Genomic DNA, 14,397 nt, shown 5'->3' with positions numbered 1-14,397 from the left:
TAAAATTAAACGAATGAAGAAGCTGTTTTTCCATGTCTGCTGTTATATGCCGCTGACCTTATTTGCCCAAACGGGGCCGGCTACAGATCTGACGCAATACGTAAAGCCCATTATCGGCACCCAGAAAATGGGCCATACTTACCCGGGCGCAACCGTACCTTTCGGAATGGTGCAGTTAAGCCCGGAAACAGATACTATTCCGTATGAAATGAATGGCAAATACAACCCGGATGTCTATAAATATTGCGCCGGTTATCAGTATGACGACAAGACCATTACAGGTTTCAGCCATACCCATTTCAGTGGTACCGGGCATTCTGATCTGGGCGACTTCCTGATCATGCCCACTACGGGTGCGCTGCAGCTGAACCCGGGTACAGCCACCCATCCTGAAAGTGGTTATCGCTCTACTTTCTCCCACCAGACAGAAGTGGCTGAACCGGATTATTATAAAGTAAAGCTGGATGAGTATAATATACTGGCCGAGCTGACCGCAAGCAACCGCGTAGGATTTCACCAGTACACATTTCCGCAGACAGACCAGGCGCACATTGTACTGGACCTCATGGCGGGCATATATAACTATGAGAACAAAAATGTGTGGACATTTGTGCGGGTAGAGAATGATACACTGATCACCGGCTACCGGCAAACCAACGGCTGGGCCCGTACCCGTACTGTGTACTTTGCGATGACCTTCTCTAAACCTTTTCACCGGTATGGCCATGCCAACTACGCCAATGATGTGTATAAGGGCTTCTGGAGAAAATTTGACCAGTTCCACAACTTCCCTGAAATGGCAGGAAAGCAGATAAGGGCCTGGTTCGATTTTAAAACAAATGCCGATGAAAAGATCAAGATCAAGTTTGCGCTGTCACCAGTAAGCATAGCCGGCGCCCTGCAAAACCTGCGTACAGAGATACCGCACTGGGACTTTGATAAAGTAAAACAGGAAGGTCAGGCTTTATGGAATAAAGAATTGCAGAAGATAGCCATTGAAACCGGCAACACAGATGATAAGGTAAATTTTTATACAGCTATGTATCATGCTTTCCTGGGTCCTACCACCTATATGGATGTGGACGGGATGTACCGCGGGCTGGATCAGAACAATCATAGCGCCAACGGCTTTACCAATTACACTACTTTCTCATTGTGGGATACCTATCGCGCATTGCACCCCTTCTTCAACATCATACAACCTAAACGGAATGCAGATATGGTACAATCCATGCTGGCTCACTATGACCAAAGTGTACATAAGATGCTGCCTGTATGGTCGCACTACGCCAATGAGAATTGGTGCATGACCGGTTATCATAGTGTATCAGTTGTTGCAGACGCCGTCATTAAAGGCAATGCGCCCTTCGATGCTAATCGTGCGCTGGAGGCTTGTGTGAACACCGCCCGTTATAAACCATATGACGGCATCGAATACTATATGCAGTATGGATATGTGCCGGATGACAAAAACTCTTCTGCTGTTTCTAAAACGCTGGAGTATGCCTACGACGACTGGTGCATTGCACAAATGGCTAAAAAGCTGAACAGAATGGATATCTATGATGAATTCATCAAACGTTCCAGATACTATGAGAATGTCTATGATGCATCCACAGGCTTTATGCGGCCTAAGTTGAGCGATGGCAGTTTCCGTAAACAATTTGATGCATTGACCACGCATGGCCAGGGATTCATTGAAGGAAACGCCTGGAACTATAGCCTGTACGTTCCGCAATACCCCGCAGAGATGATTGAACTGATGGGCGGAAAGAAAAAGTTTGTGCAGCACCTGGACTCTCTTTTCACCATGCATTTGCCGGATGCTTTCTTTGCTGAAACAGAAGATATTACCCGCGATGGCATTATTGGCAACTATGTACACGGGAACGAGCCCTCACATCATGTGGCCTACCTCTATAACTGGACGGGCGAACCCTGGAAAACGCAGGAGCGTGTGCGCATGATATTAAAGAAAATGTATAAGCCTGCTCCCGACGGTCTGGGGGGTAATGACGACTGCGGACAGATGAGCGCCTGGTACATCTTTACCTCACTGGGCTTCTACCCGGTATGCCCTGGCTCAGACCAGTATGCGCTGGGCAGTCCCGCGGTTGCACATGCTACCCTGCAACTCGAAAATGGTAAAACGTTTACTATCGAAGCTAGGGATCAAAGTGACAAGAACGTATTTGTCCAGAAGGTATTGCTGAACGGTAAACAGCTCTCCACTCCCTTTATTTCGCATGGCGACATTATGAATGGCGGCGAGCTTACTTTTTACATGGGGCCGAAAGCTGCAAAAGCAAATTATAAATAGAAAACGTTATATATGTAAAAAAGTGCGGTCACCCGGCAAATGCCGGGTGACCTGCATATACCAGATGCGCAGATCGCTACCCTCCCCCCGGTTATTACCTGCATAAGTTGATTACATTTATACACGGAACCACAAAAGTTCCACAATATGCCGGTACCTCCCGCTGAACAAAGTCATCTTTTCCACACCCTAGGCGTAGGACCCATTCAACTGGGGAAAAAACCACAGCATGTGGCAGGCCTGATCCCCCTGTCTGAATGCAGGCACCGCCATCTCTTCATGGTTTTGCCGGATGTGAGCCGGTTTTATATCTATAACGGCGCCCTTAAGGGGCGGCTGGAAAACCAGCAAACGGATATCGATATACGTTTCCTGCTGGCCGGCATCAATGAAGTGGGCTTTATAAACAGTATATTCGTTTACCCTTTGCAGGTTAACAACCGTATCGCCGACCGTCTTTGTCAGATATATGGTGAACCGGATGTTGGCCTGGGTAGCCCTAATGGGAAAGCACCGCACACCCGCCACTTCTGGGTGACGGAAGGTGAGACCGAGATCTGCTATCTGGGTTCTTCACAGGAAACGGGCGAAACGGCAGTGATTGTGTTCAGGTTCTTTTATGACCTGGATGCCCTGAAGCATTTCACTATTGCGCTAAAACATTGAAATTCAGTATGTGGCAATATTACTCCACCGGAAAGTATTGAAAAAAGAAAAGGCCTGCTAAACAACAGGCCAATTATGGTACTTTGGGGGGGACAATACAATTGGGTTTTCACAAGAGTACAAAAATTTCTTAGGGTATATTTACAATGGATATCAAAAGCTGCATTTGTGTTTCAATTGCAGGTTCAAATTATCAAAATCAATTCAATTAAAAAGGGCAAAAGGCCAGAAAGAGAACTTTACCCGTGAAGAGACAGCCTTTCTGAGCATTAACCCAGGTAAATCACGGGCCATTGTGCATTAGTCCCAAACCTTTTACCAATCGAAGTTAGCCGGTATTCCAGGTAAGTAATACTAACGGAAACGAGCATATATTTACGTGTTAGCTGTGGGGAAAAAACCGGTGATAACCTAGTTTGAAAATGTATTAATACGATATAAACGACTGCGTAAATCACGGTAATAAGTCACCCGTATTATAACGGGCTTTACAATGTTGCTTTATATATACGGGCATCAGGGGCGTGGTCATTTTACTTTCCCTCTTCAAATTTCACCTATTGCGTTTTGGGTTAGAAAAACGACCGGTAAATGACGGATGAATAATACCGTGATTTACGCAGTTTTCACTTCATTATTATTCATATTTTATACCGGAAACTACGGTTTTTATATTATGAAAAAATCAATATGACATGATTATAGCAATATTATAAATTTAGTTAATTTATTATCTAATGAAAATAAATAATTTATAAATACACTAATATCAAATTTGACCGTAGCTTTAGGATGTTATTTGATCATTAAACCTAAAATTTCCGATTATGTCCTCTACTAAACAAATCAATAAAGCGGGCAAATTCGTGGATGCTCGTCATGTGAATGAACTCCGTGAGAATTACCGTAGAGAAAGGTGGGTAAATAATACCAACCATCTTGGTAAACCCGACTCATTAAGTGTTTGGTATAGCCTGCCCGAGTTGAAAGAATACCTGGAAGCTGCTGAAGCTGCTGGTGCTGACGGCATCAGGGTTTACTTCGGAGTATATCCGTCCACATATCCCGACAATATCCTGCTCGAAGGCCGCCAGACTGTTGCGTTTGTTGCTACACAGCAGAAACAAACCGAGACGGGCAAAACCGAAAACAAAGACCTGTATGTTTCCACACCCAAGGGGCCTGAAATCGTTGCATTTAATATAGGCAGCCCCTGCCCTCCATACTGCCCTGGTGGCGGAGGTACAACAAAAGACCTGCCTACGTTTATTGTCGCAAAACAATCCTGAACAATAGTAAACTTTTTGCATCCATGAAACTGCCAGACAGCCTTTTTGTCTGGCAGTTTTTTTAGATATGTGCAGTAATTGCACCGAGTTTCCTAATTTGACGCTCTATTTTAACTATTGATATGTGTATGGTTTTACTATTAGACCTTTCTTTTCCGATTCCCATTCATATCTATATCATCTTTCTGTGTGTTCTCATCAGCCTGATATCTCTTACCCAAAAACAGCCACCTTCCTATATGTGGCTTTTTACGTTTTATATGATCCTGACCCTCCTGGTTGAGTTTATCGGCTGGTGGTCTAACATACATAATAAGAATAATCTTCCGCTTTACAACATTTATGGCGTTATAAATATCATTTATTCGATCTACCTGGTACGCCATTTTTTGCAGGAGGGCAAAGCCAAAAAAATGTTTGGCCGCTGTATGCTGATATATCCGGTTTTCCCTCTGATCAATATCGGACTTATTCAACGAAGCCTCCATTCCTTTGCTACCTATAGCTATATCATCGGCGCCGTAATGATCGTGATCTGCTGCATCTGCTACTTCTATCAGCGGATCAAGTACCCGGGTAAAGACAACCTGCTACGCGACCCCTCCTTCTGGATCGCCACCGGCCTTTTATTCTTTAATTCCATCAGCGTGCCAAATTTGGGTATTATTAATTTTCTTACTAATATTCCAAAGCTTGCTTACAAAACGTTTTTCAATATCAGCGTGGTTATCAATATTATTCTTTATTCTTTGTATTGTATATCATCATTATGCAGTCTGAATTTCCGGAAGTTGTCATCGTAATTATAACTACTACCATCCTCTTGCTTTTCCTGGTAGGGTTCATAGTTATCATGCTGATCCTGAACCAGAAAAGCCGGCTTGCACAGGTGCAGGAGCTACGCTTGCTGAAGGAAAAGTATGAACAGGAACTGCTGCGGACCCAATTGGAGATCCAGGAGAATATATTCGGGAACCTTTCTCAGGAGATTCATGACAATATTGGACAGTCCCTCACCTTTGTTTCGCTTTCACTGCTAACCGTACCGGTGGATAACGGCAGCGAGGCTCACCTGTATATTGAAGAGAGCCGCAAAATGCTGCAGAAAGCCATTACCGAACTGAGAGACCTGTCTAAAGGTCTCCAGACCGAACGTATCACAGAAATAGGATTGGTTAAATCCATTGAATTTGAATTACAAAGGCTGGAAAGAACGAATTTATACAAAACTTCTTTTAATTTTACAGATGTCCGGAATTTGATAGATCACCAAACTGAGACCATCCTGTTCAGAATTGTACAGGAAATGCTGAACAACATCGTAAAGCATGCCAGAGCCAGTGAACTTGAAGTATATTTAACCCATGAAAACGATACTATCAGACTTGAAATCAGGGATAACGGTATCGGATTTGACCCCGGAGCCCTGCTGGAAAAAGAACATTCAAAAGGATTGGGACTTCGAAATATCCGGAAAAGAGCTACCCTCATAGGTGGCAACTGTATCATCAACAGTATAAAGAATGGCGGAACCACTATTAGAATAACCATACCCGTAAATAAACAAACGTTTCATGAGCACCACGAAGAAAGCCAAATATAGCGTGGCTATTGCCGATGACCATGTTCTCGTACGTAAAGCACTTGGCAGGCTTATCAATACCTTCAACGACTATTTCATGCTGTTTGAAGCCAGCAATGGCGAAGAAGTTATTAAGATTATTAACAGCCGCGAAATACAGTTACCCGACATACTGATACTGGATGTAAACATGCCCGGCATGAACGGCTATGAAACCGCCACCTGGATCAACAATCATTTCCCTCAGATCAAAGTACTGGCCCTCTCCATGCTCAATGACGAGTCTGTGATCATTAAAATGCTGAAATCAGGCGCCAAAGGCTACATTATGAAAAATGTTGAGCCGGACGATCTGAAAGAAGCTTTTGACTCCATCATAAAAAAGGACTTCTATTTACCGGATTACATTTCAGGCAAAGTAATATCAGGCCTTCAGAAGGATGTATTATCTGTGAGCGAGAAAATAGACCTTACTCCCAAAGAGAAGTACTTCCTGCAACTCCTGTGTACGGAGCTTTCCTATAAAGAGATCGCGCAGAAAATGTACGTGAGCCCACGTACGATAGACGATTATAAAAGCAGCCTCTGTGAAAAGCTGAAAGTGAAGACAAGGGTTGGCCTGGTGATATTCGGAATTAAATATGGCCTTATCGATATCAGTAACTGACAATGGAAGATAAGGCAGCGCCATGATCAGTCATCGATCGCGTGATCTTTTCCTACCGGCCTGCCTTTCCATACCTTTTTCGCTGTCCAGTCCTGAGGGGCCGCTGTCCAGAACGGATGCCCCGGCGGTAGTCCTAAAGCCAGAAAACCAGTAATACATAAATACAGGGAACCGGTAGAGGTATAAACGTCGGCTATTTCCGGTTGATGACCGCAAAACCCTAACTGTAACCACCCCTCTTTATCGAAGGTACCGGGTGTCTCAAAAATGTTTTTCATTACACTGGTCAGCGCGCAGCGCACCTGCGCCGGCGATAGTTCCTCCGGTAAATGTTCTTCCAGGGCTAATTGCACCAATGGCTGGAATACTGCATTGCGGTAAGCCATGGAACGGCCTACCACAGGGAAAGTACCTTCAGGAGAGATCAGACGCTCCAGTATTGCGCCGTAGCGCTGCATACGTTTAAGCTCCTGTTCGTAATCTTTTTGCGCTACCTTACCCTTGCCGGCTAATATTTTGAGTATATCAGCCAGCATGGGATGGATAACAAATGCGTTGTAATAGTCAAAATGAAAATGAGGCCCGTCTCCATACATGCCGTCACCTTTATACCACTCTGCATGTTTCTTCACTGCGAAATCTACCCGCATGGAATCCCAGCTGCTGTCGCCAAACTGCAATAGTGCAACTTCTATAATGGCTGCAAATAGCAGCCAGTTGCTATACCCGGGTTTTATTTCGCGAAGGCTTTTAAATGCAGTGATCACCTGCTGCTTTACCAGCTGCGGAAGCGGCTCCCACAGCTGCCTGGGGGCGCGAAGAAAGGCATGTGCCAGGAAAGCGCCATCTACCAGGGGTTGTCCATCGTACTTACCGCTAAAGTTCATGTAGTCAGCAGACAACGGATCCACGGCGTGTGCTGTTGCGGCCCTTGCATACTGTATCAGGCGACCCCTTTCTTTACCTTCAGGCGTATTATCCGCGCCTAATTCCAGCCAGGGAGCAATGCCAGCCATGGTACGGGCAAATGCTTCCAGGTAGGTTACTTTTTCTACCGGTTTATTATAATGAGGGGCCACTTCCCTGGGCATGAACTGCTTTAACTGTCCCTTACTCAGATGCAAAAGTACAGGTGTGGCAATACGGCTTAGTAAACCTGCCCAGTAAGTGCGATCCGTTTCATTGACCAGATGCTGAGCGGCGCCACCGGTATTCCACCAGCTGCCTGTATTTACAGTACCTGCCACACCTGCCAGTGGCACCGCTTTGATAAAGTTTCGCCTGTTCAAGATGTTATAATTGATTGGCTATTTTTTACCCCACTGCTTATATCGCAGCAAGGCCTCCACAAAATAATAGTCGGCATAACTCAGCGGAACATCCACTTCAGAATTATGCGGTGCTGAACCTACACTGTGCATCAGTATAAAATCATTGTTCTCCCCTTCCCTGGCCAGATAGGCAGGACTGGCAAGACTGGTCAGCATTTTCTCCGCTGCATTCCAGTAACGGGCCACATCTTTACCGGATGCATAGCGGCTTAATTCCAGCAAAGCAGCAGCGGCTATAGCACCCGCAGAAGCATCTCTTGGTACGTTAGGTATGCCGGGCGCATCGTAGTCCCAATAAGGGATCATATCCTCCGGTAAGTGAGGGTTATTTAAAATGAAGTCGGCAATATGTTTGGCCTGGCTGAGATACTTTTTATCCTTTGTTTCGCGATACAGCATGGTATAACCATATAAGCCCCATGCCTGTCCGCGGGACCACGCAGAACTGTCTGCCGCACCCTGGTGCGTCTTCTTCTGTAATACCGCACCGGATGCAGTATTATAATCTACTACATGATAAGAGCTGTAGTCGTCTCTGAAATGATTTTTTATAGTCGTATTGGCATGTGTCCTGGCTATCTTATCAAAAGAGGGATCGCCACTTACGCGGCTTGCCCAGGTAAGTAATTCCAGGTTCATCATATTGTCTATGATCACGGGGAAGGTGAAACTGCCATGATCCCATGACTTAATACAGCCTACGGCAGGATTAAAGCGCGTAGACAGGGATTTTGCACTGGTAAGCAACACCTCCTTATACGTAGGATCTTTTGTTAAGCGGTAAGCATTGCCAAAGCTGCAATACATCATAAAGCCCAGGTCATGCGTGTGGGTATTGTACTTTTCTTTTTCGATGACCGCCATGCGTTTCAACGCTTCCTGTTTCAGGGATTCATCTTTTGAATATTCGTACAGGTACCACAAAGTACCGGGGAAGAAGCCGCTGCACCACCAGTCAGATTTAGAGGTCATCAGGCTGCCGTCTTTGTTGGTAGAGCGTGGCAGTAAACTGTCAGGCACCTGTTTAGCCATCAGCTTATATTGCTTAACTGCCAGATCCAGGGCCTGATCGGCTTTCTTTATCAGTTCCGGTTTAGCAGATTGAGCCAGCACGTTTGTTGCCGCAGACATGGCAGACAACAGTACAATGCCCGTAAGTAGTTTTAGTTTTTCCATTCCGTGAATATTTGTTTATTTCTTATTTGCCTTTTTAAGCTTAGGCTGCCGTCCCTTCACCACTTCTTTTCCCGCAGAAGACCCACGCTCAATCAACTGTATGGGTATTATTTCCTGTGAATACCGCTGGCTGGCAGATGGCGCCGTATGCAGCATTTCGATCAGGGCTGCTGCTACACGTTCTCCCATCATTTCGGGCGACTGATCTATGGACGTGATGGAAGGCGTAATGATCTCGCTGCGCGGATCATTGGAGTAGCCTATTATCTTGATATCCTCAGGTACCCTTACGTTGATGGAACGGCAGTACTGCAGTATGGTAATAGCGGTGGTATCATTCGCTGCAAATATGCCGTCAGGGTAAGGTTGTTTATCGAATATTTGCCGGCAGGCCTGCAGCGCATTTTCGCGGGTTAGTTCCTGGTAGAAGATGCGCGATTTTTTAAACGGCAGCTTATACTGCTGCAGGGCGCTTTTGTAGCCTGCTACCCGTTCTATATACAGGCTGCAGCTAAGCGGCCCGGATATATGCACAATATCCTTACATCCCTTTTTTATGAGGTGCTCCGTAGCTGTAAATCCTCCCAGGAAATCATCTCCCTTGATCACTTTCACCTGCTGTTTCAATGGCACACGGTCAAAGAACACCAGGGGGATCTGATGGTTCCGGAACACATCAAAATGGGAGAAGTCTGTTGTATGCAAGGTGGTAGATACTGCCAAAGCATCTACGCGGGCAGAATAGAGGGTGTTGACCAGCTCTACTTCCTGCTCATATGAATCGTTAGACTGGCAAATGATCAGGTGGTAACCGTGATCCTGCAGCTTGTTCTGAATAATAGTGCTGATGGCCGCCGGGAAGAACATGGAGATACGTGGTATGATCAATCCTATTGTACGGCTCCTGTTATTGCGAAGACCGGCTGCCAGCGCGTTGGGCCGGTAACCCAGCTTACGCGCCATTTTTTTTACCTTTTCCTTTGTGCGGACACTGATATTGGGATGATCGTTCAATGCACGCGAAACCGTTGAAACGGAAAGGTTCAGTTCTGCTGCAATATCAACGATTGTTTTTTCTGATCGTTTACTCATATAAGGGTAATTAGCTTCGTGGAATTTATGAAATAAGTTGCTAACTACCTATCTACCTGCCCATCCATCCACCATCTACCGTTAAAATAGTTCCGTGCACATAATCAGCCGCTGATGATGCAAGGAAAACTACCGGGCCTTTAAAGTCTTCAGGCTCACCCCAGCGGGCGGCAGGAATCCGTTCCAGTATGGCGCTGCTGCGTTTTTCGTCTGCCCGCAGGGCGGCTGTGTTATCCGTGGCAATATAACCGGGTGCAATGGCATTCACGTTAACACCTTTAGCGGCCCACTCATTGGCAAAGGCCTTTACCAGGGAGCCTACGGCGCCTTTGCTGGCAGCATAGCCGGGTACGTTGATACCTCCCTGGAAAGTAAGCAGGGAAGCGGTGAAGATCACCTTACCCCGGCCACGCGCCAGCATGGTTTTCCCGATTTCACGGGTTAGTATGAACTGCGCATTCAGGTTGGTGTTGATCACAGTATCCCAGTATTCATCCGGATGTTCTGCCGCGGGTTTACGCAGGATGGTGCCTGCGTTGTTCACAAGAATATCTATCACAGGAAACGCCTGCTGTACTTTTTCTATGAAGTTGTACAAGGCGGCGCGGTCTGCAAAATCGCATTGCCAGGCGCTGAATTTGCGTCCCAGTGCGGTCACCGCTTTTTCCACCTCGCTGCCGCTCTTTTCCAGGGATGCAGAAACACCGATAATATCGGCGCCTGCTTCTGCAAGGGCCACTGCCATTGCCAGGCCAATACCCCGCTTACATCCGGTGACCAGTGCTGTTTTCCCTTCCAGGTTAAATTGTTCGAGCACCATGCTTATAATATTTTTTCCGTGTAAAGAAATTGCTTAACGCAGATCGGTAATAGCGCAGCCGTCCATATCTCCATAATCCAGGTTCTCTCCTGCCATGCCCCAGATAAAGGTATAGTTGCTGGTACCAGCTCCGGAGTGAATGCTCCATGGCGGAGAGATCACCGCCTGTTCATTCTGCATCCAGATATGCCTTGTTTCCTGTGGCTGCCCCCAGAAATGACATACGGCCTGTCCCTGCGGCACCTCGAAATAAAAGTATACTTCCATGCGCCTGTCATGGGTGTGCGCAGGCATGGTATTCCACACGTTGCCTGGTTTTAGTTCTGTCATGCCCATTTGCAGCTGGCAGGTGGGCAGCACACTGTTCACTATCAGCTTATTGATGGTACGGTGGTTAGATGTTTCCTGTGCCCCCAATGTTACCACTTCTGCATCCTCACGGGTAATGCGGCGGGTAGGATAGGCAGTGTGTGCGGGTGTTGAATTCAGGTAGAACTTTGCGGGCGTTGCGGTGTCTTTACTGCTGAAGATAACTTCCTGTTTACCTCTGCCAATGTACAGGGCTTCCTTAAAACCGATGTCAAAAACTTCTCCGTCTACCTTTACAGTGCCGGCTCCTCCAACATTGATGATACCCAGCTCCCTGCGTTCCAGGAAGTAGGCCGCCTTCAGCTGATCTACGGGCAAAAGCGCCACTGCTTTGCTTACGGGCATTACACCACCGGTAATGAAACGGTCGTAATGACTGTATACCAGGGTTACCTTATCCTGTTCAAATAATTTTTCTATCAGTAAAGCTTCTCGTGTTTGTGCTGTTGTCCAGGTTTTCACCTCCTGCGGACTGTTAGCATATCTTGTTGCTGCAATGGTACTCATGCCTCGGTAGTTTTGAAATATACTGGTAAGATAACGCTAAATAGTGAATCTTGCAAACGTTTGCATACTTTAGCCATATTGTTTAACGCTTTATTAGTTTCTTTGCTCTCCAAACTGTCAAAATCTTATCATGGATTAACATTATAGTATTAAAATCAAAATCATATATTCCCTACTTTAGTATTATGAACACATATCTGCAAATACATCCTGATGATAACGTTCTGGTGGCCCTTCAGGACCTTCCGGGCGGCACAAATATACAATTCAACGGCACTTCCCTGGCGCTGGTAAAAGATGTTCCCGCCAAGCATAAATTTATGCTTACCGACCTCAGGGAAGGTGACCCGATTGTAATGTACGGTGTATTGGTAGGTAAGGCAACGGAGCCCATCAATAAAGGCGAGATCATTACAACCAGCAATGTACGCCATGAGGCCAATGCTTTTCATGAAAAGGACGCCAGCATACAATGGAAAGCCCCGGATGTGAGCCGCTGGAAGAACCGCACCTTTATGGGTTACCCGCGTAAAGACGGACAGGTAGGCACCCGTAACTACTGGTTGGTGATACCTATGGTGTTTTGTGAGAACCGGAATGTAGGCGTGATCAAAACGGCCTTTGAAAAGGGCCTGGGCTTTGCACCGCCCGAAGCGTACAATGAGCAGGTGAACGACCTGGTAAACCTCTACCGGAACGGCAACATAGATGCTATTAAAACCTATCAGCCTGTTACCGTAACAGAGACTATTACACGCAAGAACAGCGTATTTCAGAATATAGATGGTATTAAGTTCCTGACACATGAAGGCGGCTGCGGTGGCACCCGCCAGGATGCAGAAGCGCTTTGTGCACTGCTGGCAGGCTATATCCACCACTCCAACGTTGCAGGCGCTACTATCCTGAGCCTGGGTTGCCAGCACGCACAGGTATCTCTGCTGCAGCATGCGCTTAAGAAACTGAACCCTTCTTTTGACAAACCCTTACTGGTTTTTGAACAGCAGAAAAGCAAATCAGAGTTTGATATGCTGTCTGCCGCCATCAGGGAAACCTTCCTGGCCCTTGTTGAGGCCAACAAACTGGAACGCCAGCCCACCCCTCTTTCCAAACTGGTAATAGGCCTGGAATGCGGCGGTTCTGATGGTTTTTCAGGTATATCTGCCAACCCGGCTGTGGGTCATACTTCAGACCTGCTGGTGGCATTGGGCGGCACCTCCATCCTGTCTGAGTTTCCTGAGCTGTGCGGCGTGGAACAGGAGCTGATCAACCGTTGTGTATCAGAAAATGCCTCAGAGAAATTTATCCGCATCATGCGTGCATATGAAAGCCAGGCCGAGTCTGTAGGTTCCGGCTTCTATATGAACCCCTCACCGGGTAATATCAAAGACGGACTGATCACAGATGCTATTAAGTCTGCAGGGGCGGCTAAGAAAGGCGGTACCTCCCCCGTGGTAGATGTGCTTGATTATACCGAGTATGTCACTAAGCCGGGACTGAACCTGCTTTGCACACCTGGCAACGATGTGGAGTCTACATCTGCAGAAGTAGGATCCGGCGCTAATATCGTGCTGTTCACCACCGGGCTGGGTACACCAACCGGCAACCCGATTGCGCCGGTTGTTAAGCTGGCTACCAATACCCGTCTTGCACAACGCATGCCCGATATTATTGATATCAATACCGGCGCTATCATCAGCGGTGAAAAAAGCATTGCTGAAATGGGCGAAGAGATACTGGAGTTTGTGATCAGTGCTGCCAGCGGTGAAATAAGTACCAAGGCAGAGCAACTGCACCAGGATGACTTTATTCCCTGGAAACGCGGTGTCAGCCTGTAAGCCATCCGGCACACTTTACACACTGTATAAAAGCACGAGGGTGTATCAATTGGTTGATACACCCTCGTGCTTTATGTAAGATCCGGCTGAAATGACCCGTCCTAAAAACACTATACACAAAACTTGGGAGTTTTATGTTAGTAGGAAACAATTTTGAGGGTTCCTTAAAGGCCAGCAAGCCAAGGATAGGCAAGGCAGGGATCCGTGCAGCAGTGTCATCAGTCGAAGGTGGCAGTAGCCGTAGAATGGTTTGTGAGCAGTATGGGGTAACCATTGGTACTTTAGCCGAGTGGATGCGATTGTATGGCTCTGCAGATTACCACGCCCATAAACGGCGGACCTTTACTCATCAACAAAAAAGAAACATCGTACGAGCGATTACAGAACACAGGCTCGATATTAAGGAAGCGGCCATCGCCAATAAGACGCTGGTCGATACGATACGCAAGTGGATACGGACAATCAACCGGGAAAATACCGAACTTGCAGTACTAAATAGGTCTGTCATGGATGAACAACCGCCTGCCACCCCTGAGCAAGATTTAAAGACCTTACAGCAGCAACTGCAAGAAGCGCAACTGAAGATAGCCGCCCTGGAGACGATGATTGAGATTGCCGAAAAGCAATTTAAAATTGAGATCAGAAAAAAACCTGGTGCCAAACAGTCACCCAAATGAGACAGGACTACTCCAATCAGAAATTGGTGATGTTATGCCGACTGTTTGGCAAAACAAGGCATGCCT

At 46.6% G+C, this 14,397-nt stretch carries 13 protein-coding genes; 8 read left to right on the top strand and 5 right to left on the bottom strand.

The window, feature by feature from the left end; translation table 11 throughout:
- Positions 1 to 13 precede the first annotated feature (13 nt).
- The 6 genes from Q0577_RS15300 (at position 14) to Q0577_RS15275 (ending at position 6,524) form a co-directional block, all read left to right on the top strand.
- On the top strand, positions 14 to 2,320 hold the full coding sequence (locus Q0577_RS15300; RefSeq protein WP_298737701.1) for a GH92 family glycosyl hydrolase: 2,307 nt from the start codon (positions 14 to 16) through the stop codon (positions 2,318 to 2,320).
- A 147-nt stretch (positions 2,321 to 2,467) separates the two neighbouring features.
- Positions 2,468 to 2,986 carry a hypothetical protein gene (locus Q0577_RS15295; protein ID WP_298737700.1) on the top strand — a complete coding sequence of 173 codons (519 nt, stop codon included), beginning with the start codon at positions 2,468 to 2,470 and terminating at the stop codon, positions 2,984 to 2,986.
- Positions 2,987 to 3,813: 827 nt separating this feature from the next.
- Positions 3,814 to 4,275: a hypothetical protein gene (locus tag Q0577_RS15290; RefSeq protein ID WP_298737699.1), complete on the top strand. Its 462-nt coding sequence runs from the start codon at positions 3,814 to 3,816 to the stop codon at positions 4,273 to 4,275.
- Positions 4,276 to 4,535: 260 nt separating this feature from the next.
- Positions 4,536 to 5,078, top strand: a complete 543-nt coding sequence (locus Q0577_RS15285; protein ID WP_298737698.1) for a hypothetical protein — start codon at positions 4,536 to 4,538, stop codon at positions 5,076 to 5,078.
- The gene (locus Q0577_RS15280) at positions 5,045 to 5,878 is read left to right on the top strand and encodes a sensor histidine kinase (RefSeq protein ID WP_298737696.1); all 834 of its coding nucleotides are present in this window, start codon (positions 5,045 to 5,047) and stop codon (positions 5,876 to 5,878) included. The genes Q0577_RS15285 and Q0577_RS15280 overlap by 34 nt, the downstream gene beginning before the upstream one ends.
- Positions 5,850 to 6,524, top strand: coding sequence for a response regulator transcription factor (locus tag Q0577_RS15275; RefSeq protein ID WP_298737694.1), 675 nt, complete (start codon positions 5,850 to 5,852; stop codon positions 6,522 to 6,524). Before Q0577_RS15280 ends, Q0577_RS15275 begins: the two co-directional genes overlap by 29 nt.
- Before the next feature lie 26 nt (positions 6,525 to 6,550).
- Here Q0577_RS15275 and Q0577_RS15270 read toward each other — a convergent pair whose 3' ends face one another.
- Genes Q0577_RS15270 through kduI form a run of 5 tightly spaced genes read right to left on the bottom strand, consistent with a single transcriptional unit; the run spans position 6,551 to position 11,819 of the window.
- Positions 6,551 to 7,813, bottom strand: coding sequence for a DUF2264 domain-containing protein (locus Q0577_RS15270; protein WP_298737691.1), 1,263 nt, complete (start codon positions 7,811 to 7,813; stop codon positions 6,551 to 6,553).
- Positions 7,814 to 7,831: 18 nt separating this feature from the next.
- The gene (locus Q0577_RS15265) at positions 7,832 to 9,031 is read right to left on the bottom strand and encodes a glycoside hydrolase family 88 protein (protein WP_298737689.1); all 1,200 of its coding nucleotides are present in this window, start codon (positions 9,029 to 9,031) and stop codon (positions 7,832 to 7,834) included.
- A 15-nt stretch (positions 9,032 to 9,046) separates the two neighbouring features.
- The gene (locus tag Q0577_RS15260; RefSeq protein ID WP_298737687.1) at positions 9,047 to 10,123 is read right to left on the bottom strand and encodes a LacI family DNA-binding transcriptional regulator; all 1,077 of its coding nucleotides are present in this window, start codon (positions 10,121 to 10,123) and stop codon (positions 9,047 to 9,049) included.
- 52 nt (positions 10,124 to 10,175) lie between these two features.
- Positions 10,176 to 10,940, bottom strand: a complete 765-nt coding sequence (gene kduD, locus Q0577_RS15255) for a 2-dehydro-3-deoxy-D-gluconate 5-dehydrogenase KduD (protein WP_298737830.1) — start codon at positions 10,938 to 10,940, stop codon at positions 10,176 to 10,178.
- A gap of 36 nt (positions 10,941 to 10,976) precedes the next feature.
- Positions 10,977 to 11,819, bottom strand: coding sequence for a 5-dehydro-4-deoxy-D-glucuronate isomerase (gene kduI / locus Q0577_RS15250; RefSeq protein WP_298737685.1), 843 nt, complete (start codon positions 11,817 to 11,819; stop codon positions 10,977 to 10,979).
- A 185-nt stretch (positions 11,820 to 12,004) separates the two neighbouring features.
- On the opposite strand from kduI, the gene Q0577_RS15245 reads away from it, so the two are divergent.
- Together Q0577_RS15245 and Q0577_RS15240 are read left to right on the top strand one after the other, a co-directional pair.
- Complete coding sequence (locus tag Q0577_RS15245; RefSeq protein ID WP_298737683.1) at positions 12,005 to 13,654, top strand: UxaA family hydrolase; 1,650 nt, start codon at positions 12,005 to 12,007, stop codon at positions 13,652 to 13,654.
- 134 nt (positions 13,655 to 13,788) lie between these two features.
- A complete protein-coding gene (locus tag Q0577_RS15240) occupies positions 13,789 to 14,331 on the top strand; it encodes a hypothetical protein (RefSeq protein WP_298737681.1) in 543 nt (180 codons plus the stop codon).
- Positions 14,332 to 14,397 lie beyond the last annotated feature (66 nt).

This window comes from uncultured Chitinophaga sp. (assembly GCF_937898475.1).
GTDB lineage: Bacteria > Bacteroidota > Bacteroidia > Chitinophagales > Chitinophagaceae > Chitinophaga.
This window is presented reverse-complemented; position numbering and strand designations above follow the sequence as displayed.

Coding starts and splice junctions, on each gene's coding strand:
- Q0577_RS15285 (WP_298737698.1), top strand. CDS start 4,536: ATGATCCTGACCCTCCTGGTTGAGTTTATCGGCTGGTGGTCTAACATA.
- Q0577_RS15290 (WP_298737699.1), top strand. CDS start 3,814: ATGTCCTCTACTAAACAAATCAATAAAGCGGGCAAATTCGTGGATGCT.
- Q0577_RS15265 (WP_298737689.1), bottom strand. CDS start 9,031: ATGGAAAAACTAAAACTACTTACGGGCATTGTACTGTTGTCTGCCATG.
- Q0577_RS15280 (WP_298737696.1), top strand. CDS start 5,045: ATGCAGTCTGAATTTCCGGAAGTTGTCATCGTAATTATAACTACTACC.
- Q0577_RS15245 (WP_298737683.1), top strand. CDS start 12,005: ATGAACACATATCTGCAAATACATCCTGATGATAACGTTCTGGTGGCC.
- kduI (WP_298737685.1), bottom strand. CDS start 11,819: ATGAGTACCATTGCAGCAACAAGATATGCTAACAGTCCGCAGGAGGTG.
- Q0577_RS15260 (WP_298737687.1), bottom strand. CDS start 10,123: ATGAGTAAACGATCAGAAAAAACAATCGTTGATATTGCAGCAGAACTG.
- Q0577_RS15300 (WP_298737701.1), top strand. CDS start 14: ATGAAGAAGCTGTTTTTCCATGTCTGCTGTTATATGCCGCTGACCTTA.
- Q0577_RS15275 (WP_298737694.1), top strand. CDS start 5,850: ATGAGCACCACGAAGAAAGCCAAATATAGCGTGGCTATTGCCGATGAC.
- Q0577_RS15295 (WP_298737700.1), top strand. CDS start 2,468: ATGCCGGTACCTCCCGCTGAACAAAGTCATCTTTTCCACACCCTAGGC.
- Q0577_RS15240 (WP_298737681.1), top strand. CDS start 13,789: ATGTTAGTAGGAAACAATTTTGAGGGTTCCTTAAAGGCCAGCAAGCCA.